This is a genomic window from Corynebacterium jeikeium, from assembly GCA_003955985.1.
GTDB lineage: Bacteria > Actinomycetota > Actinomycetes > Mycobacteriales > Mycobacteriaceae > Corynebacterium > Corynebacterium jeikeium_D.
On record CP033784.1, the window covers coordinates 1,872,415 to 1,893,383 of the forward strand.

Consider the following 20,969-nt stretch of genomic DNA (forward strand, 5'->3'; position numbering starts at 1 on the left):
CAGTTCAGTGTGTGTTGAAAAGTTCAGTAATTGCTGTATAGTTCAGCATATGCTGACTATTGCTTCACGCCTCGACGTCATGAACCGGCTCGGCCGGGCCATGGCGGATCCGACGCGCTCCAGAATCCTGATCACCCTACTCGACGGCCCGAGCTACCCGGCCGTGCTTTCGCGCGACCTGGACCTGACCCGCTCGAACGTCTCGAACCACCTGACCTGCTTGCGTGACTGCGGCATCGTCGTCGCCGAGCCGGAGGGCCGCAAGACACGCTACGAAATCGCCGATCCGCACCTTGCGACAGCGCTCAACGCGCTAGTGAACGCGACGTTGGCTGTCGACGCAAACGCCCCGTGCATCGACCCTGAGTGCTCGGTGCCCGGCTGCGACGGGAAAGGAGCGGACGCATGAGTTCAGCATGTGGATGCGAACACGAACCAGCCACGGAGATCGAAGATCTCGATCGGCCATGGTGGAAGGACCCCGAGTTGCTACTGCCGATCTTCTCCGGCGTAGCCCTCGGTATAGGCCTGGCGCTGGATTGGTCCGGGCTAGAGACACCCGCGACAGTCCTGTTCTGGATCGGCCTGTTGCTAGGGGCGTATACGTTCGCGCCCAGCGCTATCCGGAACCTTGTCACAAAGCGCAAGCTCGGCATTGGCTTGCTGATGACGATCAGCGCGGTCGGCGCGGTAATCCTCGGTTACGTCGGAGAGGCCGCGGCGCTAGCGTTCCTGTACTCGATCGCCGAGGCACTGGAAGACAAGGCGATGGACCGGGCCCAAGGCGGACTGCGGGCACTGTTGAAGCTGGTACCGCAAACCGCGACCGTGCTGCGCGACGGTACGGCGGTTGAGGTCGCAGCGAAGGACCTCGCGGCTGGCGAGCTGATGCTCGTGCGCCCCGGAGAGCGGATTGCCACGGATGGCATCATTCGGTCTGGGCGCTCCAGCCTTGACACCTCAGCGATCACCGGAGAATCCATTCCGGAGGAGGTTGCGCCCGGCGACGAGGTGCCCGCGGGAGCAATCAACTCCGCCGGCGTGCTGGAGGTCGAGACGACCGCAGCTGGAACGGACAACTCGCTGACCACACTCGTGGACCTGGTCGAGCAGGCGCAGGCGGAAAAGGGCGACCGCGCCCGGATCGCCGACCGGATTGCCCAACCCCTAGTGCCCGGGGTGATGATCCTGGCGGTGCTGGTCGGCATGATTGGCTCGCTGCTGGGCGACCCCGAGACGTGGATCACCCGCGCGTTGGTGGTCCTGGTCGCAGCATCGCCGTGTGCACTGGCAATCTCCGTGCCGCTGACGGTCGTGGCCGCGATCGGCGCGGCCAGCCAGTTCGGCGTGGTCATCAAATCCGGCGCGGCGTTCGAGCGACTCGGCGGCATCCATCACCTGGCGGTGGACAAGACCGGAACCCTTACCCGCAACCAGCCCGAGGTTACCGACGTGGTCCCGGCAGACGGATTCGATCCGGCGCAGGTGCTTGCTTTCGCGGCGGCAGTTGAGCAGCAATCGACGCACCCCCTCGCTGCGGCGATCGCGGCAGCGGTGCCCGAAGCGCCCGCTGCCTTGGACATCAGCGAGGAAGCCGGGCATGGCATCGGCGGCACCGTCGAAGGTCGACAGGTACTTGTGGGCAGTCCCCGGTGGATCGACGCCGGGCCACTGAAGGCAGACGTTGAGCGCATGGAGTCCGAGGGTCAAACCTGCGTCCTTGTCACCGTCGATGACGCCCTCGCCGGGGCGATCGGGGTCCGCGACGAACTGCGGCCCGAGGTGCCCGAAGCTGTGCAGACCCTGCACGCCAACGGCGTGGAAGTGAGCATGCTCACCGGCGACAACACTCGCACCGCCCGGGCGCTGGCTGAAATCGCCGGAATCGACGACGTGCGCGCCGAGCTGCGTCCAGAGGACAAGGCAAGCATCGTCGCCGAGCTCTCCTCCAAGACGCCGACGGCGATGATTGGCGACGGCATCAACGACGCTCCTGCGCTGGCGGGCGCGACGGTGGGCATAGCAATGGGAGCGACCGGCTCTGACGCCGCAATCGAGTCCGCTGACGTCGCCTTCACCGGCCACGACCTCCGGTTGATCCCGCAGGCACTGCAGCACGCCCGTCGAGGCAGCAGGATTATTAACCAGAACATCGTGCTGTCTCTGGCCATCATCATCGTGTTGATGCCGCTGGCGATCAGCGGCGTGCTGGGTCTGGCCGCCGTCGTATTGGTTCACGAGGTCGCTGAAGTTATCGTGATCTTGAACGGCCTGCGGGCTGCGCGAGCGAAGCGCTGACGCGCCCTTCGCCCAGCGCGCTGCTCTCCAGCGCGGATCTTTGAAGGATCGAGCTGCTCAGGGACCAAGCGTCGTCTCAAAACTTTTGATGCCGCGCTTCATCGACACGACCCGCGACTACCTGGGCAGCGTATTTAGCAAAAGGACTCGACACCCATCAGGGTTGCCGAGCCGTCGCCGGTCCAGTTGCCGTAACCAACTAGATGGAGATTCTTCATCGCGGTTTCACGGCCACGCATGAGGTGGCGGAATGGGCCGAGGGCCGGACGGAAACCAGTGCACCAGATTAGATGGTCGTGGTCGAGCTCGCTAAAGCTATCGAAGATGGAGGTAGCGGTGAGCTGGCCGGCGTCGCGGAGCTCACGAAGATGAGGAAGCGCGAGAATGTCCCCGAGGTTCGGGTCGGAATCGCCACCGAGAATCCGGCAGCGACTGCCCGCGTTAAACGTTGAACTTGAACTCCACGACGTGTCGTTGCTAAATACCCTTTACCCTATGGACATACAGTAGAAGCTGTTAGAGATTGAGTAGATACAAGAAGTAAAAAGCGATAGCTAGGATCGCAGTACAACCTTCGATACCGCGACGACGGCTGCTACCGTAGGCCTCGTTGCCTAACTGACACCAACGCCGTGTCCACTACTCGGGGGACACCCCCAACATTAATGCTGCCCTGCCGGCAGACCAGGGCGGCCGTGTGAGTATCGGACAATAATGCGTAGTCCTCCAAGGGTCTGGACACAGGGGCTTTCCCCTTTCCTCAGTGGTGCGACCAGAGGGAGTAGAAACATCCACCCCGGTGCACCCGCTGCGGTGACAACGACCCATCGCCCGCAGCAGGTGGCAATCGTCACGGTTATCCCTCTTTTTCAGATTCCTGTCCTCGGGATCAGAAAAAGACGGGGACCTGTCATAGGTCAGTGAGCATTTGCTGCATCTGGGCAATCTCGGCCTCCTGGTCGTTGATAATTTGTTCGGCCAGGGTGATTGCATGGGGATTCTGGCCGTCAGCAACCTCGTCACGGGCCATGTCGACCGCGCCTTCGTGGTGGGCGGTCATCTGCTCCAGGTAAAGGCGGGCGGCGCCGGTGCCCTGGGCTTCCTCAAGGGCTGTCATGTCCTCCTGGCTCATCATCCCGCTCATGCCACCCATCTCGCCGTGATCCATTCCACCTATCTCATCCATGGTCCCCATGCCCCAGAGTCGGTGACCGGCTGCTGGTCCCAGGCCTCGAGCATGGCGTTCATCCGGTCAATCTCCGGTCCCTGGGCGTCAATAACTCCCTGGGCAAACTCCACGACCTGGGCGGGGATGCCCTCCTTAGCCAGGAGCATTTCACTCATTTCCACGGCCTGCTTGTGATGGGGGATCATCATCTGGGCAAACATGATGTCCGCGTCGTTGTGATCGGCGGAGATCTCCCCGTCCTCCTCAGTCGCCGCCCTGGTGGTCTCGGTCGTCTCAGCGGTAGTCGTCGCAGTGCTGGTGGCCGAGGTGGTGGCGTCGGTGTTGCCTGAGTCGGTGGCCTCACCGCAGGCGGCCAGCACCAGGGTGGAGGCCACGGCGAGAGCGGAAAGAATAAGGGTGCGCTTTATGGTGGAGCCCTTTCAGGGTCATATGGGGTCAGTGGAGAGAAGTGATGGATCAGTGGACGGCGGTGGATTTCGGAGTAGGCGTGGTGTGTTACTCTTTCGGACTGGTGGGAGCCAGGTGGGCCGGGTCCAGATCAATCCGGCGCAACAACTGGGCGTTCAGGGCCACCACGATGGTCGAGGCAGACATCAAGATCGCGCCCACGGCCGGGGACAGCACGAACCCGATCGAGGCGAGCACTCCGGCGGCCAGCGGCACGGCGAGGATGTTGTAGCCAGAGGCCCAGACCAGGTTCTGGATCATCTTGCGGTAGCTGGCCTGGGACAGCTCAATCATCGACAGCACTGCCCGCGGGTCATCACTGGCTAGGACCACCCCGGCAGATTCCATGGCCACATCCGTGCCGGCACCGATGGCGATACCGACCTCCGCACGGGTCAGAGCGGGGGCGTCATTGACACCGTCACCGACCATGGCCACGCTCAAACCCCGGTCCTGCAGCTGCATGACCTTGGTGTCTTTGTCCTGGGGCAGGACCTCGGCGAAGACCTCATCGATCCCCAGGTCCTGGCCAACCGCCTGGGCCACCTGCTGCGCGTCACCGGTGATCATCGCGACCTTCACCCCGCGGTCCTGCAGGGCTTTCACGGCGGCGCGGGATTCGGGGCGGATCTTGTCCTCGACGGCCACCGCACCGATAATCTGACCGTCGCGGACAATATGGAGCACACCGGCCCCACGCCCGGTCCAGGCACTGGTGGTGTCAGTGAGCTCGGCCGGGGTGGTGAGGTTGAACTCGCGCAGCATGTTCGGCCCGCCCACGAGGATCTCAGCGCCATCGACAGTGGCCCGGACCCCCCGGCCGGAGGCGGCGCTGAAACCAGTTGCACGCATTTGCCGACGGGAGGCCTCGGGATGGGCGGCCGCGGCCGCCACGATGGCGCGGGCCACGGGGTGCTCGCTGTCGGCCTCCGCGGCGGCGGCCAGGGCCAGCAGCTCGCCCTCGGTGACGCCGACAGCTGCTGCGACACCGGTGACCGCGTGCGCACCCTCGGTCAGGGTGCCGGTTTTGTCGAAGAGCACCACGTCGATGGTGCGCATCCGCTCGAGCGCCATCCGGTCCTTGATGAGCACCCCGGATTTCGCGGCCCGCTCGCTGGAGATCGCAATGACCAGCGGAATCGCCAGGCCCAGGGCGTGCGGACAGGCGATGACCAGCACCGTGACCGTGCGCACCACGGCATTGTCCGGGCTGCCGATGATGGTCCACACCACCGCGGTGATCAGAGCGGAGATCAGCGCGAACCAGAACAACAACGCTGCCGCCCGATCCGCCAGGGCCTGGGCCCGGGAGGAGGACTCTTGAGCGTCGGCAACCATGCGTTGGATCCCGGCCAGGGCGGTGTCCCCGCCGGTAGCCTCCACCCTGATGCGGACGGTGTTGTCGGTGGCCACGGTACCGGCGACCACCTTGTCACCGGTGTCGCGGAAGACGGGACGGGATTCGCCGGTGATCATCGCCTCATCGAATTCGGCGGCTCCGTCGATGATGGTTCCGTCGGCCGGCACCCGGGCACCGGCCCTCACCAGCACGACGTCGTCGACGACCAGCTCGGAGATGGCCACGGTGCGGGTGGTCCCGTCGATGACTTTCTCGGCCTCATCCGGCAGCAGGGCAGCCAGCGCGTCAAGCGCGGAGGACGCGGCCCCGAGAGCACGCATCTCCAGCCAGTGACCCAGCAGCATGATGGTCACTAGCAGGGCCAGCTCCCACCAGAAGTCCAGGTCAAAACCGCCCAGCCCCAGAGTGGTGACCCAGGAGGCGACAAACGCCACGGTGATGGCCATGGCGATCAGGAGCATCATCCCGGGTTGGCGGGATTTCAGTTCTTTCCATCCGCCCTTGAGGAAAGGCGTTCCGCCGTAGACGAAGATGATCGTGCCCAGCACCGGGGGGATCCAGGTGGATCCGGGGAATGCCGGGAGGTGGTAGCCGAGCAGGTGGGCGACCATGGGGCTGAAAATAACGGCGGGAATGGACAGAATCAGCGACCACCAGAAGCGGTCCCGAAACATTGCAGTGCTGTGTCCAGCGTGTTCGCCGTGACCATGAACGTGGTGGTCTTCGTCCAGGGCGGAGTGCGGGTGATCGTGGGGCATCCCCTGGCCGTGGGTGTCGGCATCTGTGTGGTGTTCGTGGCTGGCATGATCCGGGTGGTGGGTGTGGTCTGTTTCCGGAGCGGGGTGATCACCATGGTGATCGCCGGAATGGTGGAGAGTGCTCATGACGTTCCTTCCGCTCAACCCGGTCGGGGTCGAGATGATGGGTAAAACTGATCAGGATAAGACGGTGTAGCCGGCCTCCTCGATGGCCCGGCGAACCATCTCCGGAGGTACGGCACCGGTGACCGTGACGGTGGAAACACCACCAGCAGCGAGGTCAATCTGGACGTCGTCGACCTGGGGGAGCCCCTGAAGGGCCTGAGTCACGCTTTTCGCGCAATGCCCGCAGGTCAGGCCGGTGACCTGGTAGCTAGGGGAGGACCCTCCTGCTGACGAGTCGCTGGCGGCAGGGATAGAGGCGGTGTCGGCACGTGAGGCAGGTCCGCAACAGCTGCAGCCGTGGGAGGCCATCGGCAAGAGGCGGGGCGGGGAGGTGATCATGGGAAAGCTCCTACGGGTCGGTGGGATGCGGTAACGCTCGCTAGCATATACCCCCCTGGGGTATATTTTCAAGGAGTGGAGGGCACGGCCCTCACACGGGGCAGGGTGTGCTCACCGAGCAGCCTCCTCACTGTCGGGAGGAGACAGCGGGAGGCGGAGGGCAAACACCGCTCCGCGACCGGGTCCGGGGGAGGTGGCGGTGAGAGTGCCGCCGTGGGCCTCGATTAATGCCTTGGAGATGGTCAGACCGATACCGGACCCGCCGTTGTCCCGGCTACGGGCGGCATCCCCCCGGTAGAAGCGTTCGAAGATGTGTCCGAGCTGGCCAGGTGGGATGCCCTCGCCGTCATCGGCGACGTGGATGAGCGCGGTGGACGCCCCCTGTCGGTGGACGCTAATCTGGACCTGCCCGCCGGCCGGGGTGTGCCGTAGCGCGTTCGACAGGGGATTGCTCATCACCTGGCCGAAGCGTTGCCGGTCCACGAGCACCCGGGCGGTGTCCGTAATGGTCTCGACCTGTAAATCGACGCCTTTGTCAGCATAAGCTTCCCCCGCGGCAGCAGCGGCGGTATGGAGCAGATCCCCGAGCCTTTCCTCTGCCAGGTCCAAATCGATCCGGTGTTCCTGGGCCCGGGAGACATCGTCAATGTCTTCCATCAACCGGGTCAGGCGGGTGAGTTGGTCAGCCATGATCGTATGGTTGGCATTATTCCAGTCCACGACCCCGTCCTGGAGACCATCGAGGTAGACCGTGAGCACCGATAAGGGGGTGCCCATTTCGTGGGCCAGATCAGAGAGCATCTGGCGGCGGACCTGTTCGGTGTGTTCCAGCCGGTCGGCCATGGTGTTGAAGGCATCCGCCAGGGTGGCGACCTCGGGGCCTGCTTCTCCGGCGGGCACGCGGATACGGGAGTTACCGGCCGCCAGGCTGGTAGCGGCGCGGGCGAGATCCTGCAGGGGGGTGCGCAGACGCCGCGATAACCACAGGCTGGCCAGTAGGGCGCTGATCAAGGCAGTGGGCAGGGCGACGGCCAGGGTGATTAGGTTGGCGTCCCGGTAGGCCTGCTCGGCATGGAACAGCTCCAGCGAGGGGTCCTCCCGGCCGGCCATCAACATATGATCATGGAACAGGGTCGGCCCCACCGTCGTGGCCACGGCCGCGGCCACCATCAGGCTAATCACCACGACCAACACCTGGGCGGCCAGGAAGCGGAAGGTCAGGCCGGGTCCGTGATTCATGGCTGCCCCACCCGGTAGCCCACGCCACGCACGGTGTCGATAAACCCCCGGCCTCGGGTGTCGGTGCCGAGCTTGCGACGCAAGTTGCCTATGTGGACATCGACGATGCGTTCATCACCGACCCAGGTGGTGTCCCAGACCTCGGTGACCAGGTCGTGGCGGGTCAGCGCCTGGCCGGGGCGCAGGGCCAGGGCAACCAGCAGCTCGAACTCCGTGCGGGTGAGCTCCACGGTAGTCTCCCCCACCCGCACCTGATGGGCGACGGGGTCAAGGATGAGGTCACCAACGATTAAGGGGGTGGTCACCTGCGGTGGGGTGGTGCTGGTGCGCGGGCGGCGCAGCACTGCATGCACCCGGGTCACCAGTTCCCGGATGCTAAAAGGTTTGGTGATGTAGTCATCCGCCCCCAGGGTCAAACCGCTGATCTTGTCGTCCTCGCTGCCACGCGCGGTGAGCATGAGGATGTAGCAGTCCGAGAAGGTGCGGATCCGTCGGCACACCTCCAGGCCGTCGAGTTCGGGCAGCCCCAGATCCAGCACCACAACATCGGGGGAAAAGCGACGGGTCTCGTCCACGGCCTGGGTGCCGGTGTGCGCCTGACGGGTATCGAAGCCTGCCCGGATGAGGTAGGAGGCCACCATCTGAGCCAGGGGTTGTTCATCATCGACGACCAGCACCCGCCCCGGGGGCGTGGCGGTGGTCGGTGTGTGGTCAGCCATAGACCCCAGTATCGCTCCGGCCAGGGGGGAATACCATCCTCGCTCAGTGCCCGGCGGGGAATCTTCATCAAATCTTCAAATATAACCCTTCGACCGCCGTCACCCCTGTGCCCCACCCCGGGCCGGCGGCATCGCCTCCCCTGGTCGGTTCAGCAGGCGCCACCAGGGGTTTCACTGCAAGCACCGCATACCCGGGGCGGGTAGAAGGACATCGCCCACGGCTGTGGGGTGGTGTCCCGGTGGTGACCCAGCTCACCGAATTCACCCTCTTTTCGCCCTGCTATAAAGCTGTGAGCAGGGTTTTTGATTTCTAGCCCGTCAGGCACCCGTGCTAGATAAAGGTATGGCATCGACCTTGAGGCGGTGTCTTCTCACGGTCCTACCCACGATCCAAGGAGATTGACGTGAAACGAGCAGCGATCGCAGTCGCCGCCCTTGCCCTCGCCCTCACGGGGTGTTCGGCCGCCGACCCGGAACCCACGGCCGACGGGACGGTGTCCCAGGATACGTTCCTGACTACCCATGGCCTGACCGACATGGACGCGGTGGAGATCATTGATCACCTTGACCGGCAGAAGGTCGCTGAGCGTCCCACGGATCTGATCGCCTCAGTGCGTGCCGATGAACTGCTGCTCTCGAGCGGTGACCAGGAAGTCATGGTCGATCTTCCCGACAATCAGACGTATGTCTCGATCGCACCCTATCTCACCTCCACCCACGACTGCTTCTACCACAGCCTCACGACCTGCCTGGGGGAACTCAGCAATGAGGATATCCAGGTCACGATCACCGATGAGGCGACCGGTGAGGTGCTGGTGGACGAGGCGACAACCACCTTCGACAACGGGTTTATTGGCTTCTGGCTTCCCGATGATGTCACCGGCCTGATTGAGGTCAGCTACCAGGGGCGTACCGGCACCACGGAGTTTTCCACCACCGACGACGGTGCCACCTGTGTCACAGACCTGCGCCTGACGTGATGGCTCAGCAGGGTCCTCACCTGCACCTGTCTCCCGTGTCACTGAATTCTTACACCAGGAAGGTTAAATCATGACGAATGCGTTTTCCCGACGACAGTTTCTGCTCGGCGGGCTCGTCCTCGCCGGCACCGGGGCCGTGGCTGCCTGCACCAGCGACCCTGGACCCGCTGCCCCGGCAGCAGGTCCCTCCCTTCGCCCCACTTCCACCCCCACTGCGCTCGGTGAGCCGACGGTGCGCCGGACACTGACCGCCCGGCCCCTCTCTCTGGATATCGGCGGCATCGAAGCCAAGACGTGGGGATACGTCTCTGACACCGGGGATGCGGCCATTGAGGCCACCGCCGGCGATGTCCTCCAGGTCGATATCACCAATGAACTGCCTGAGAGCACCTCCATCCACTGGCATGGCATCGCACTCCACAACGCAGCCGACGGTGTGCCCGGCATGACCCAGGCCCCCATTGAACCTGGCGAGTCTTTCTCCTATGTTTTTGAAGTCCCCCACGGTGGCACCTACTTCTACCATTCCCACACCGGCCTGCAGCTTGATCGCGGCCTCCACGCCCCACTGATCGTCCGTGACCCGCAAGACGCTGAAGACCAGGACGTCGAGTGGACCATCGTGCTCGACGACTGGGTCGATGGCATTCAGGGCACTCCCGACGATGAGCTCGACAAGCTCACCGGAATGGGTTCGGGCGACCATAACGGGAAGAAGGGGATGGGAGGTCACGGCCATATGATGCACGGCACCCCGGACCGGGTACTGGGCGGGGATGCCGGCGATGTGATGTATCCGCACTACCTCATCAACGGACGTATCCCCCGTGCTCACCGGACCTTCGAGGCTCGCCCGGGCGACAAGGCCCGCCTGCGGTTTATCAACTCCGGCGGTGACACCATCTTCAAGGTGGCCCTCGGTGGTCACCGCATGACCGTCACCCACAGCGACGGCTTCCCCGTCCAGCCCCGGGAGACCGAATCGATCTACCTGTCGATGGGCGAGCGTGTCGACGTCGAGGTCATCCTCGGCGACGGCATCTTCCCGCTCACGGCTTTGGCGGTGGGTAAGGACGACCGCGCCTTCGCCGTCATCCGCACCGCCGGCGGCCAGGCCCCCCGCCCCGATGTCGACTTCCCCGAGTTGTCATCCACCGGACTGCTTCTGTCCTCCCTGAAGCCAGCAGACCGTGCACTCCTGCCCGAGGGCGCACCAGACCGAGAAGTCAGCATCGACCTGGGCGGGCAGATGATGCCGTATGAATGGAGCATTCTCACCGACGGCCAATCGTCCTCCGCGACCGTGCAGGAGAGCCAGCGCCTGCGGATGGTCATGCGCAACAGGACCATGATGCCCCATCCAATGCACATCCACGGCCACACGTGGGCGCTGCCCGGCAGCGGCGGGCTACGCAAGGACACCGTCCTTCTCCGCCACGGTGAAACCATGATCGCCGACCTGATTGCTGACAACCCCGGTGAGTGGGCATTTCACTGCCATAACGCCTATCACATGGAAACCGGGATGCTCAGCTCGCTTCGCTACGAGTAACCCCCACAGCAGGGTTGAGTGCCGAGGTGGGCAGAGTCGCTGCAGGCCACCCACCGGGCAGCACGATGACCTTCCTCGGTGTTGTGGTCTTCCGGGACAACCAAAACACCGTCTTCTTCCCCACCGCCCCGGAATATGGAGATCTAATCCATGCCGAGCACACCCCCGCAGAGCCGCCATCGCGGTTGCCGCGGTGCTCATCGCCGTGACCCTGGTGGCCTGTTCCTCAGGCGACGGCGAAACGCCGTCGCCGTCGGGGGCACCTTCCAGTTCCACTCACCAGGAGGCCAAACCGAGATTATCTACGCAGAGGAGGAACGTGCCCCGCTGCCGGACTTCTCCGACCCGTCGCTGATGGAGGAGGGTCTACCTGTCACCGGTGATGGACCTGTTCGACCGTTCAATCGTTGCCCACACCGTGGCTACATCGCCGACGACAGCGTTGACCGCCGAATCCTTAGCTCAGGCGATTAAAACGTGTGCGCCTGAACCTGGGTGAATGATGCACACCGATCAACCTAGCCCCTTTACGCTCGACTTCACCGCGTGCCACGGCCGCCTTGATGCGCGCGAACATCCGGCCTCCGTCAGTACTGAGGTCCGCATCACCATTCGCGGTAACAAGCTTCAACCCGTGCTCTTCCGCTCTGTCGATCCACTCTTCGAGCTGCGAGGGCTGTCGTGTTAGACGATCCAAGTCCTAGCAAATAATCGCGTCTAGCTCGCCTCGCTTAAGACTAGCGACCATCGCGTCGTAGTCGGGACGTTCCACGTCTTTCTTAGAGGCCGAGATCGACTGATCCACATAGGTGTGTACGACCGTCCAGCCACGCTGCTTTGCAATGGCTTTACAGTCTTCTCGCTGACGCTCGATGGCAAGACCGTTCATGGCAGCATCGAGCGAGATGCGAAGGTAAATGGCAGCACGTGTTGTCACACAACTAGCACTAGCTCGCCTTAGGTTACGTTGAACTTGAACTTGAACTCGACGGCATCTCGTTGCAAAGTTACTCCCTCTCGTTAACACCATCAAAAGGAGTGTTATCCAATGAAAGCGTTCGGCTTCTTAAGCTTCGGGCATTACGCCTTCGGCAGCTAGCGCGGGCCATCTGCGGAAAAGATCGCCAAGACTCATCTGGAGATCACCCAGGCTGCGGACGAAATCGGCGTGAACAACGCGTCCTTCCGAGTCCACCACTTCGCGCTGCAGGCCTCCGCCCCGATGCCGCTGCTGTGTGCTGTCGCGGCCAACCACCAAAAACATCGAGGTGGGCACCGGCGGCATCGACATGCGCTAGCGCATATCGGGGTTGTAGCGTTTGAGTCATTGACTCCCGTCGTCTACAAGTACCTACACACTTGATCGGTGCTGCACGTTTCAGGGTCCGGGTGCGCGGCGTCCTGTCTGAGGTCCGCGATAGTGTCGCGCAGCACGGAGAGCTGCGCGATCTGCTGCTCGATCTCAGCGAGGCGCACGTCAAGCAGGTCGCGCACGTGCTCGCAGGGCGCATGGCCGCCGTCGCGGATGTCGAAGATCTGGCGGATCTGGGCGAGGGTGAGGCCCGCGGCCTGGCCGCGGTGGACGAAGTCGATCCGAGCGACCATCTCGGGCGCGTAGTCGCGGTATCCGGACGGCGTGCGCTCGGTCGGGGGCAGAAGGCCCTGTTCCTCGTAGAAGCGAAGGGTCTTCGCGGTAGTGCCCGCCCTCTCGGCGAGTTCTCCGATCCGCAATGCTGTCTCCCTCCGTGGCCGCGCTTGACCTTCCCCTGCGCTGGAAGGTCCAGTATGGCTGAGACAGAGCAGAAAGCCAAGAATTGACAGGAGCAGCGATGCCTACGAAGTACGATCTCGCCATCATCGGATCGGGAGGCGGCGCGTTCGCCGCTGCGATCCGCGCCAGCACGCTCGGGAAGTCGGTGGTGATGATCGAGCGCGGGACGCTCGGCGGCACCTGCGTGAACACGGGCTGCGTCCCGTCGAAGGCGCTCATTGCCGCAGCCGGCGCGCGGCACGTCGCGGTCGACGCCGCAACCCGGTTCCCCGGGATCACGACGACGGCGGATCCCGTAGACATGCCCGCGCTGATCGCTGGGAAGCAAGCGTTGGTGGAGTCGCTGCGCGGCGAGAAGTACGCCGACGTCGCCGACTCCTACGGCTGGCAGGTCCGACGCGGCGACGCCTCGTTCGTGGGCACCCCTGATGCGCCGGTTCTCGATGTTGCCGGATCCGACGGAAGCGTCGAGACCATCGAGGCCCACCACTACCTGGTCGCGACTGGTTCTCGCCCGTGGGCACCGCCGATCGACGGCCTGAAGGAGACCGGATACCTGACCTCGACCACGGCGATGGAGCTGACGGAGGTCCCCGAGTCGCTGCTGGTGCTCGGCGGCGGCTACGTCGCCCTGGAGCAGGCGCAGCTGTTCGCCCGCCTCGGCTCGCAGGTCACGCTGCTCGTGCGGTCCCGGCTCGCCTCGAAGGAGGAGCCGGAGGTGTCGAAGGCGCTCCAGGAGGTGTTCGCCGACGGGGGCATCCGCGTCGTCAGCCGCGCAGTGCCCACCCGGGTCTCCCGCGGCACGGGAGGCGAGGCCGTCGTGACCGCCGCCTTGTCCGGCGGCTCGCAGGAGTTCCGCGCCGACCAGGTCCTGGTCGCCCTCGGACGCCGTCCCGTCACCGATGGCCTGAACCTCGATGCGGTCGGGGTGAATACCGGAGACTCCGGCGAGGTGGTCGTCTCCGACCGGCTGCAGTCCTCGAACCCGCGGGTCTGGGCCGCGGGCGACGTGACCGGGCACCCCGAGTTCGTCTACGTCGCCGCCCACCACGGCACCCTCGTCGCCGAGAACGCGTTCGCCGACGCCGACCGGTCCGTCGACTACGCCCGCCTGCCGCGGGTGACGTTCACCGGGCCCGCGATCGGCGCGGTCGGGATGACCGAGAAGGACGTCCTCGCCGCGGGGATCCACTGCGACTGCCGCGTCCTGCCCTTGCACCACGTGCCCCGCGCCTTGGTCAACCGCGACACCCGCGGGTTCATCAAGATCGTCGTGAACGCCGAGACGAAAGAGATCCTCGGCCTGACCGCCGTCGCCAAGGACGCCGGGGAGCTCGCCGCCGCAGGCGTCCACGTGCTCGGCAGGACCGTCGCCGAGGTCGCCAACGCCTGGGCCCCCTACCTGACCATGGCCGAGGGCATCCGGATCGCCGCGAAGGCCTTCACCACCGACCCGTCGCTGCTGTCGTGCTGCGCATGAACGGCAACGCAGGCAATCGGGGAGATCTCATCCTGAAGCAGACGATGAGCGCCGATCAGGACCGCGACGAATGGCGCGCCGGTCCCGTCGTCGCTGCAGTGACCGGGCTGCTCTTGCTGGCATCCTGCGCGCTTCCGTCGCTGCTCTGCTGCGGCCTGCCGTTCATCGCGGCGGGCGGAGCACTCGCAGGCGTCGGTGGGCTCCTCGGTAATCCCTGGATCATCGGTGCCGGGACCGCCGTCGTGATGGCCGTCATGGCGGGGATGCTCGTCAGGCTACGGCGGCGGCACCGGCGCCGCAGGTCCGGCTGCTGCGAAAATCTTTCGACCGCTGATCGGAACCGGTAGTTCGAGCGGATCCAGCGATCACTGCCACCTGCGGAGGCCGCTGAAATCGAAGCCCGACGGGAGAAGGAGGAGCCAAAAGCGTTCGAATCAACCGGTGACGAGGATAATACTGAGGCTGGATCCCGGCCGTCGCGACGCGGTCTCCGCTTCCGCCGAGACGAGAAAGGGTTGTGGGCACCTAGGCTGGGCGGCATGAACGACATGACCATAGCGTCCGGCCCGGGGATCCCCGACGGTGCGGTCATCGCCGCCGATCTCGCGGAGCGTTTCGCGAAATCGTCGACTCCAGGCGGCCAGGGCGTCAACACGACGGACGGCAAAGTCCAGCTTTCCATCGATGTCGCGGAATGCGCATCGCTTACCGACGCCCAGCGTCACCGTATCTCGCGCAACCTCGAGCACCGCCTAGACGGCTCCGTCTTTACCGTGACTGCGTCGACTCAGCGGTCTGTGTTTCGCTAGTGGTCCTCTCGCCTGCACCTGCGACACAGCCTCGTGCCCCCGGGCCGTAGCGTTCGGGGGAGCACAATAGCCCCAGTCCTCATCACGTCCCGGGATCAAAGAGTTCATCGCAGAGGTTAAGCACTACACGTTGAACTTGAACTCGACGGAGTGTCGTCGATAAATAACTATTCGATGCGCAAAGTACAACGAAATACCGCTAGAAACAGACAACATATGGGGGTGCACAGAAACACATATAGGTTCTGCGGAAAACCTATAGGGTGCGTCGCTAAAAACCGCTGTGCGCGAAAAACATAAAGGGTTTACGGACCCGGTCCCAGACCCCTCAATACTCTGAGCCGGAAGAATGGAAAGTGGAAGGTTGATGTATCCCCACTATTTATTTTTTCCGTTTTTCGGAGTACATCGGGAGCTACAACTGCGGACCAGCTCTGTGTGAACTAGATGAGAAGGCGCAGCAGCGAATCATCGACGCTGGACAGTTGGTGCTGCGGGCACGCGAGCGGCACCCCCAGCGGTCACTCGCGGAGCACTACAACCCGTTATCGATGGACCCAATTCTGCTCAAGGCTCACAACAACTTGGACCGGGAAGTCGATAAGGCTTTCGATGTGGCACGCAAACTCACCAACGAGCGCCAGCGCCAGGAGCTACTGTTCGCCAGCTACGGGGAGTTGGCGAGGGGCTATGTCTCCTCGCTTTCATCAAAATCGAAACCACCAGCAGGGTCGTTCCCCGTGCGGGTGATTTTGATCGGTCCCGCTGCTGGGTGTAGAACCCTGTCGCTGGCAACGCCGGGAACTATGACTGTGCCCGACGAGAACACGTCACTGCCATAACGCGGCTCACGGTAGACGAACATGGGTCGTTCACTACTACTGGTGGATTTCGGTTTTGGTGGTGGGGGGATTACCGCCGCCGGCCTCGATTTTTCCGTTGAGGAGGGCGTTGACTACTTCCCGATTGTGAAATGGGCCGATGGCGCGGTGAAGAGGAACCAGTCACCTGGAAGAGATCGATCCAGTCGCTGGTGTGCAATCTGGGAGGTAGGGTCGCGGGGTCGATTCCTCGCGAGCGCAACCATGATTGTGTCTCTGAACGTGATGAAAACAACCCTGCCCTTCGGAGAATTTCCCCTATCCCGCGTCCCCGGGCAGTGAAAACGGTGTGCACCATCGCCTGAAAGGCTTTGCGCTGCTCTATCGGAATCTTCGGGTCACCCACCCGGCGGATCACTAAGATCCCCCCGTCAACGTTTGGCTGTGGCCGGAAAGCAGACCTTGGTACTCGGGAACCAAGGTGAAACGTGAACCATGGGGACCACTGAGCCGTCATCATCGTGCTTGCACCTACCCCGGCCCGGCGGCGAGCGACTTCCCACTGCATGAGGAGTACAGCGTCAGTCCATGCCGGCGCATGCAACAACTTTCGAAGAATGGCAGTGGTGAGGTGAAAGGGAATGTTTCCCACAATGACGCAGGGAGTGGCGGGTAACCGGAAGTTAAGGAAATCATCATGGACCACTTCGACCGACGCCGAGGCGGTCTTTTTTGTGAGTTTGGCAGCTAGTTTTGCGTCTACCTCAACTGCCGTTATTGCCCTCCCCAAGTGGGATATCGGGTGAGTGAGGGCACCGCTTCCTGGCCCGATCTCAATGATGGGGCCGGAGGTTTGTTTTACAAGATCGACGATGGAGTTGATGATCTTGTGGTTGGTGAGAAAATTTTGGCCATGCTCGTGACGGCCGTGTCCGTATGCAGACATCAGGTGTGCTCCTTGGATTTGAAAGGGAGCCGGGCATGACAAATAGCCGCCCGGCTAAAGGACCGGAGCGGTTTCTAACCTGCGGGAGGGAGAAAACCGCCTTAGCGGTTGGTGAGCGGCCGCATGAAAACGGAACCTGAAATCAACATGGGCCTATCGTATCCAATTAATTTCGCAGGGTCCAATACGGTGAGAAAGAAGACAACCGCACCGCAACAGTGCAAGACCTCTCTGGATTGGAATTTAATTGAACATGGGTTTGGGGTACGACGCGCCCTACTCGGAGTGGCACGGACACTACGGCTGCGCGCCCACACACAACAGTAAAGAGCTCGGCAATGCACAGACACGTAACGAGAGCGCCACAAATGTATGTACGTTTAAGTTACAGCATCGACACTGACGCTCCACATGGAGGGACGGCCGCAGCCCTGCAGCAAGCACACGGCAGGGTGTCTGCTTCGGGCGACGTGAAATTACGCAGAAAAATACGAAACACATCACCGCAGGTCACGGTAGGTATTTGCGGGTCATTTCGTAATCTCGTAAACGAAAAGAACAAAACTACGAAACACAAAAACATACGTTGAGCAGCGTAAATGGTTTTCGTTTCGTAATTTTTCCACTTTTTGAAGAAAATCTAAATAAGAAGAGACACCTTGATTGCGATTGTGTCCCGTGTCACATAGCTGCAACCCCTGCAGCGTGCCCTCAACGAGGACGCTCTGTGTCGTAGACATGTGCCTGCAATGCGTGTCTGTGTCTCTCTCTTAAAAGGTTTGGGTCGAAATACCGCAAAATTACGAAACACCGCCGAAATGTGACGTGCCTATGCAGGTCACAGCGTTATCGCGTGTTTCGTAGTTTTGTTCTTTTCGTTTGCGGAAATCACGAAACCGCAGGTAGAGCGTTTCGTAATTTTTTCGTATTTTGATCGGCAAATTACGAAACGAGGTCAAAACTACGAAACGAGCGCGCTACAGACGTGTCACAGGTCATAAAAAGGCGCGCCCCTTGCGTGTCACCGTGACGCAGCATCCCGGCCGTGTCACATAGCTACAACCCCTGCAGCGTGCCCTCAATGAGGACGGTCTATGTCGTAGACATGTGCCCGTAATGTGCGTCTGTGTCTCTCCCTTAAAAGGTTTGGGTCGAAATGCCGCAAAATTACGAAACATCCCCGAAATGTGACGTGTCTGTGCAGGTCACAGCGTTATCGCGTGTTTCGTAATTTGGTTTTCCGATTTTCGTAGTTCTACGAAACCGCAGGTAGAGCGTTTCGTAATTTTTTCGTATTTTGATCGGCAAATTACGAAACGAGGTCAAAACTACGAAACGAGCACACTATAGACGTGTCACAGGTCACAAAAAGGCGCGCCCCTTGCGTGTCACCATGCCGCCACACAACAGCTGCCCCACCACAACACCCCAGCCGTGCCACGTGGCGTGTAGAAACGTGCTCGGTTCGATTCGTAAAGATTAGGTCGCAGGCTATTGTGCGCGACGCATAAGTTCCGTACGATGGCCCCCAGACCGTATGTGGCGTTTTAATTCGTTTTTGGTTTAGCCAGCCGCATACGGGGGATAACCCCGAGGATAATTCATAAAGAGACAGCCTCTCGACCGTGATAGGCGCGGTTCCTCCGACGAGATAGACCGGTCGGCAACGGCATTGCCAACCACAAAAGCGGTCAGGTAGGGAGTAAGCGCTCCCGTAAAGCGATGGGACGGCAGACCACCGTTCTAGCGAGTTGAGCACGGCACTCCAAGCCGCCTGAATAGCAAGCCGGTAAAGCACCCCGCTCCGGGACAGATCAATCTGCCCAGGAGCGTTTTTCTATGTCCGAAAAGGACACGACTACCGCCGTCGCGCCACGCTTTTACACGCTGCAGGAACTCGCCGATCTCGGGTTAAGTAGCAAAAAGTGTGTCCGCTCGGCGTGTTGCGGGGCGGGCACACCGTTTGTTACTTCATGGGGCCTTTTCTGATTCCTATCGAGTGTTCGTACTCGGTTGGGATAGCGTTGTCGTAGAAGGCTGGTCGGCCTGTTTCATGGTCGGCTTTGTTGTGGTCTTCTTCGACAAGATCGTTGACTTTGGCGAGTTGATCTTGGCCGAAATTGCACTGCCTGGCGATCTTTAATGGGTCGTCAGGCAGTTGCGTTTTCGAGTGCAGGTACCACTCGAGCATTTTTCGTTGGCGTTCCCCGGACCTGCCGCGATGCGCGTCGGCGATGCGTTTGAGCCCGGCGTTGATGCCGCCTTCCAGACTGTTTGTCGTTGAAGCCCAGCGTTGAGGCTCAAGCGCATTCGGTGGTGGCTGCAGGTAGGTAAACAGCCATCCTTTCCGTGAGAGGTGCAGCAGGGAGTTGTATGCCTTGCGAACTCGCAGATGGGTCCATTCCCACTGGTTGTTGAGTGTGCGGCGCTCTTTTGACACGGGCGTTTTCTCGTTGAGGAATGCTTTGAATACCTGTCCGAAGTCGTGCAGACGCAGCGTCCACTCCCGTGCCTGGTCGAGTGTGGTGATACGGGTCAGTTTCAACGCCAGGGCGTAGATGGCTTTGCCGGCGTCGGTGCGTGGTCGTGATGTGGTGTAGCGGCGGATGACGCGTTGCGCATGGACGAGGCATCGTTGGATTATCGCGTTCGGCCAGCAGGCTTTAATCGCAGTAAGTGCGCCTTGTCCGCCGTCGAGGACGACGCAGAGCGGCTCAGCGATTTTGCGGAGTAGCTGCGTGTAGGCGTGGGCGGTTTCGTGTTTGGTCCAGTGCCATGCGATGACGTGGTCGTGGCTGGCTGCGACGAGCAAGCATCCGGCGGCGGTGTAGGTACCGTCGATGAAGATCTGGTCGTAGATGCGCTGTGGGTCACCGTCGTTGGGGATGTCGATGAGCCAGAACGGTTTGAATCGGCGGTCAAGTGTCCAACGGCTTACCCCTTGTTGCTGGGCGAGTTCAGACAACGTTGCTGTGGAGGTGGCATAAGAGACGAAGGCTTTAAAGTCGCGGGTCTGCGTGCGGTCGGTGCGGGTTCGTGTCGTGGAACTGCCGCAGTTCGGGTCCTTGCATCGCCACCTGGTTGTGCCTTTAGAAGTGGTTCCGTTTTTCTTCATTTGCCCAGCGCATATCGGGCATCGTGGTCTGTTTTTACTCACCCGGAAAGCACACCAACCCCCGATTAGCACATGCGGGTGCCATTCCGGTGGATTGAACACTAATCGGGCGGATATAAGGTCTTGATGCTTATATCCGCCCGATTTACCCAGCCTAATCAGCAGTAATGCTGAAAGTCAGACACACTTTTTGCTACTTAACCCCCGATCTCGGCGTCGGCTCCGAGTCCACGTTGCGAAAAGCTATTAAAGAGGGCCGTCTTTCATTCCACCGTTTCGGCACCGCCTATCGGATTCGCCAAGACGATCTCGACGCCTACCTCGCGGCCGCACGCCGCCCTGCCCCGCAGCTATTCGACGGCTTCGTCGATGCCGTCGTGAATGCAGCGCCCCAACTGACAGATGAGCAGCGCCAGCAGCTCGTCACGGTGCTGGGCGGTGTGAAGCACTAATGCGGACAAACCCGCCTACGACGAGATCCCGCCGCTTAGCTCAGCTAGTCAGGCTGGGTCTTGAACTGAGTGCGAGGGCTGATGGGTGATGGCCGTGCTACTACACACGCGCGCTCCACCGTCGTGCCCCGAGTCCAAATAAACAGTTCATTCAACCAAGGAGAACAAACCATGTCTTTCAGAGACGATTACGCAGCAGCGCTGCGCGATGAGCAGCAAGCAAAAGATACCGTGAACGAGGCGCGCCGTGCACACAAAGCGACAAAGGAGCGCCTTGCGCAGTTGCGCAAGTATGCCGAAGAGTTCGAGGTGAATCTCGACGGTGACAAGTCCGCCAGCACCGAAGGGGACGGTGACAAGTCCGCCAGCACCGAAGGGGACAGCGATACACCTGAGAACGGTGACGGCGACACGCCTGAGAGCACCGAGGGCAGTAAGCCGAAGCGGCATCTAGAAGTTGTACCCGACTAACCCTTTAGCCGTACACGCAATCACCTCATGTGTGTACGGCCACGCGGCGTGACGACGT

The 20,969-nt window shown here is 61.9% G+C and carries 17 protein-coding genes and 8 pseudogenes; 15 read left to right on the plus strand and 10 right to left on the minus strand.

Translation table 11 applies throughout. The features are described from left to right. The first annotated feature begins 49 nt into the window (after nucleotides 1-49). Entirely contained in the window at nucleotides 50-409 is a 360-nt protein-coding gene (locus tag EGX79_08185; GenBank protein ID AYX82169.1) for an ArsR family transcriptional regulator, read from the plus strand. Continuing rightward, entirely contained in the window at nucleotides 406-2,298 is a 1,893-nt protein-coding gene (gene cadA / locus EGX79_08190) for a cadmium-translocating P-type ATPase (protein AYX82170.1), read from the plus strand. The genes EGX79_08185 and cadA overlap by 4 nt, the downstream gene beginning before the upstream one ends. Nucleotides 2,299-2,374: 76 nt before the next feature. Here cadA and EGX79_08195 read toward each other — a convergent pair. The 6 genes and pseudogenes from EGX79_08195 to EGX79_08220 all read right to left on the minus strand — a co-directional run bounded on the left by EGX79_08195 (nucleotide 2,375) and on the right by EGX79_08220 (nucleotide 8,514). Then, a pseudogene (locus EGX79_08195) lies at nucleotides 2,375-2,537 on the minus strand (oxidoreductase). Between the two features lie 671 nt (nucleotides 2,538-3,208). Next, a pseudogene (locus EGX79_08200) lies at nucleotides 3,209-3,894 on the minus strand (DUF305 domain-containing protein). Between the two features lie 88 nt (nucleotides 3,895-3,982). Further along, the gene (locus EGX79_08205; protein AYX82171.1) at nucleotides 3,983-6,178 is read right to left on the minus strand and encodes a copper-translocating P-type ATPase; all 2,196 of its coding nucleotides are present in this window, start codon (nucleotides 6,176-6,178) and stop codon (nucleotides 3,983-3,985) included. A 51-nt stretch (nucleotides 6,179-6,229) separates the two neighbouring features. Further along, on the minus strand, nucleotides 6,230-6,556 hold the full coding sequence (locus tag EGX79_08210) for a copper chaperone (protein AYX82172.1): 327 nt from the start codon (nucleotides 6,554-6,556) through the stop codon (nucleotides 6,230-6,232). Between the two features lie 111 nt (nucleotides 6,557-6,667). Next, nucleotides 6,668-7,795: a sensor histidine kinase gene (locus EGX79_08215; protein ID AYX82173.1), complete on the minus strand. Its 1,128-nt coding sequence runs from the start codon at nucleotides 7,793-7,795 to the stop codon at nucleotides 6,668-6,670. After that, nucleotides 7,792-8,514 carry a DNA-binding response regulator gene (locus EGX79_08220; GenBank protein AYX82174.1) on the minus strand — a complete coding sequence of 241 codons (723 nt, stop codon included), beginning with the start codon at nucleotides 8,512-8,514 and terminating at the stop codon, nucleotides 7,792-7,794. The genes EGX79_08215 and EGX79_08220 overlap by 4 nt, the downstream gene beginning before the upstream one ends. Nucleotides 8,515-8,918: 404 nt before the next feature. Here EGX79_08220 and EGX79_08225 point away from each other — a divergent pair, with 404 nt between their 5' ends. The 5 genes and pseudogenes from EGX79_08225 to EGX79_08245 all read left to right on the plus strand — a co-directional run bounded on the left by EGX79_08225 (nucleotide 8,919) and on the right by EGX79_08245 (nucleotide 11,542). Next, nucleotides 8,919-9,494, plus strand: coding sequence for a hypothetical protein (locus EGX79_08225; GenBank protein AYX82175.1), 576 nt, complete (start codon nucleotides 8,919-8,921; stop codon nucleotides 9,492-9,494). A gap of 70 nt (nucleotides 9,495-9,564) precedes the next feature. Continuing rightward, complete coding sequence (locus EGX79_08230; protein AYX82176.1) at nucleotides 9,565-11,046, plus strand: multicopper oxidase family protein; 1,482 nt, start codon at nucleotides 9,565-9,567, stop codon at nucleotides 11,044-11,046. 14 nt (nucleotides 11,047-11,060) lie between these two features. Further along, a complete protein-coding gene (locus tag EGX79_08235) occupies nucleotides 11,061-11,255 on the plus strand; it encodes a hypothetical protein (GenBank protein ID AYX82177.1) in 195 nt (64 codons plus the stop codon). After that, a pseudogene (locus tag EGX79_08240) lies at nucleotides 11,180-11,412 on the plus strand (hypothetical protein). Before EGX79_08235 ends, EGX79_08240 begins: the two are co-directional and overlap by 76 nt. Further along, nucleotides 11,405-11,542, plus strand: a pseudogene (locus EGX79_08245) (IS3 family transposase). The pseudogenes EGX79_08240 and EGX79_08245 overlap by 8 nt, the downstream one beginning before the upstream one ends. A 30-nt stretch (nucleotides 11,543-11,572) precedes the next feature. On the opposite strand, the pseudogene EGX79_08250 reads toward EGX79_08245, so the two are convergent. Next, nucleotides 11,573-11,983 (minus strand): annotated as a pseudogene (locus tag EGX79_08250) (recombinase family protein). Nucleotides 11,984-12,094: 111 nt separating this feature from the next. Here EGX79_08250 and EGX79_08255 point away from each other — a divergent pair. Continuing rightward, nucleotides 12,095-12,344: pseudogene (locus tag EGX79_08255) on the plus strand (LLM class flavin-dependent oxidoreductase). Between the two features lie 43 nt (nucleotides 12,345-12,387). Here the strand turns inward: EGX79_08255 and EGX79_08260 are convergent. Then, a complete protein-coding gene (locus EGX79_08260) occupies nucleotides 12,388-12,777 on the minus strand; it encodes a heavy metal-responsive transcriptional regulator (protein AYX82178.1) in 390 nt (129 codons plus the stop codon). Between the two features lie 98 nt (nucleotides 12,778-12,875). Here EGX79_08260 and merA point away from each other — a divergent pair, with 98 nt between their 5' ends. The 4 genes and pseudogenes from merA (at nucleotide 12,876) to EGX79_08280 (ending at nucleotide 15,916) form a co-directional block, all read left to right on the plus strand. Further along, nucleotides 12,876-14,297 carry a mercury(II) reductase gene (merA, locus tag EGX79_08265; protein ID AYX82179.1) on the plus strand — a complete coding sequence of 474 codons (1,422 nt, stop codon included), beginning with the start codon at nucleotides 12,876-12,878 and terminating at the stop codon, nucleotides 14,295-14,297. After that, on the plus strand, nucleotides 14,294-14,644 hold the full coding sequence (locus tag EGX79_08270; protein AYX82772.1) for a hypothetical protein: 351 nt from the start codon (nucleotides 14,294-14,296) through the stop codon (nucleotides 14,642-14,644). Before merA ends, EGX79_08270 begins: the two co-directional genes overlap by 4 nt. Before the next feature lie 192 nt (nucleotides 14,645-14,836). Further along, entirely contained in the window at nucleotides 14,837-15,106 is a 270-nt protein-coding gene (locus tag EGX79_08275) for a peptide chain release factor 1 (protein AYX82773.1), read from the plus strand. Between the two features lie 488 nt (nucleotides 15,107-15,594). Then, a pseudogene (locus tag EGX79_08280) lies at nucleotides 15,595-15,916 on the plus strand (hypothetical protein). A gap of 102 nt (nucleotides 15,917-16,018) precedes the next feature. Here the strand turns inward: EGX79_08280 and erm are convergent. Then, on the minus strand, nucleotides 16,019-16,873 hold the full coding sequence (gene erm / locus EGX79_08285; protein ID AYX82180.1) for a 23S ribosomal RNA methyltransferase Erm: 855 nt from the start codon (nucleotides 16,871-16,873) through the stop codon (nucleotides 16,019-16,021). A gap of 1,839 nt (nucleotides 16,874-18,712) precedes the next feature. Here erm and EGX79_08290 point away from each other — a divergent pair. Further along, nucleotides 18,713-18,814: pseudogene (locus EGX79_08290) on the plus strand (DNA-binding protein). Nucleotides 18,815-18,839: 25 nt separating this feature from the next. Here the strand turns inward: EGX79_08290 and EGX79_08295 are convergent. Continuing rightward, on the minus strand, nucleotides 18,840-20,090 hold the full coding sequence (locus tag EGX79_08295) for an IS1249 family transposase (GenBank protein AYX82181.1): 1,251 nt from the start codon (nucleotides 20,088-20,090) through the stop codon (nucleotides 18,840-18,842). Nucleotides 20,091-20,155: 65 nt separating this feature from the next. On the opposite strand from EGX79_08295, the gene EGX79_08300 reads away from it, so the two are divergent. After that, nucleotides 20,156-20,440: a helix-turn-helix domain-containing protein gene (locus tag EGX79_08300; protein AYX82182.1), complete on the plus strand. Its 285-nt coding sequence runs from the start codon at nucleotides 20,156-20,158 to the stop codon at nucleotides 20,438-20,440. 171 nt (nucleotides 20,441-20,611) lie between these two features. Further along, on the plus strand, nucleotides 20,612-20,911 hold the full coding sequence (locus tag EGX79_08305; protein ID AYX82183.1) for a hypothetical protein: 300 nt from the start codon (nucleotides 20,612-20,614) through the stop codon (nucleotides 20,909-20,911). The last annotated feature ends 58 nt before the right edge of the window (nucleotides 20,912-20,969 follow it).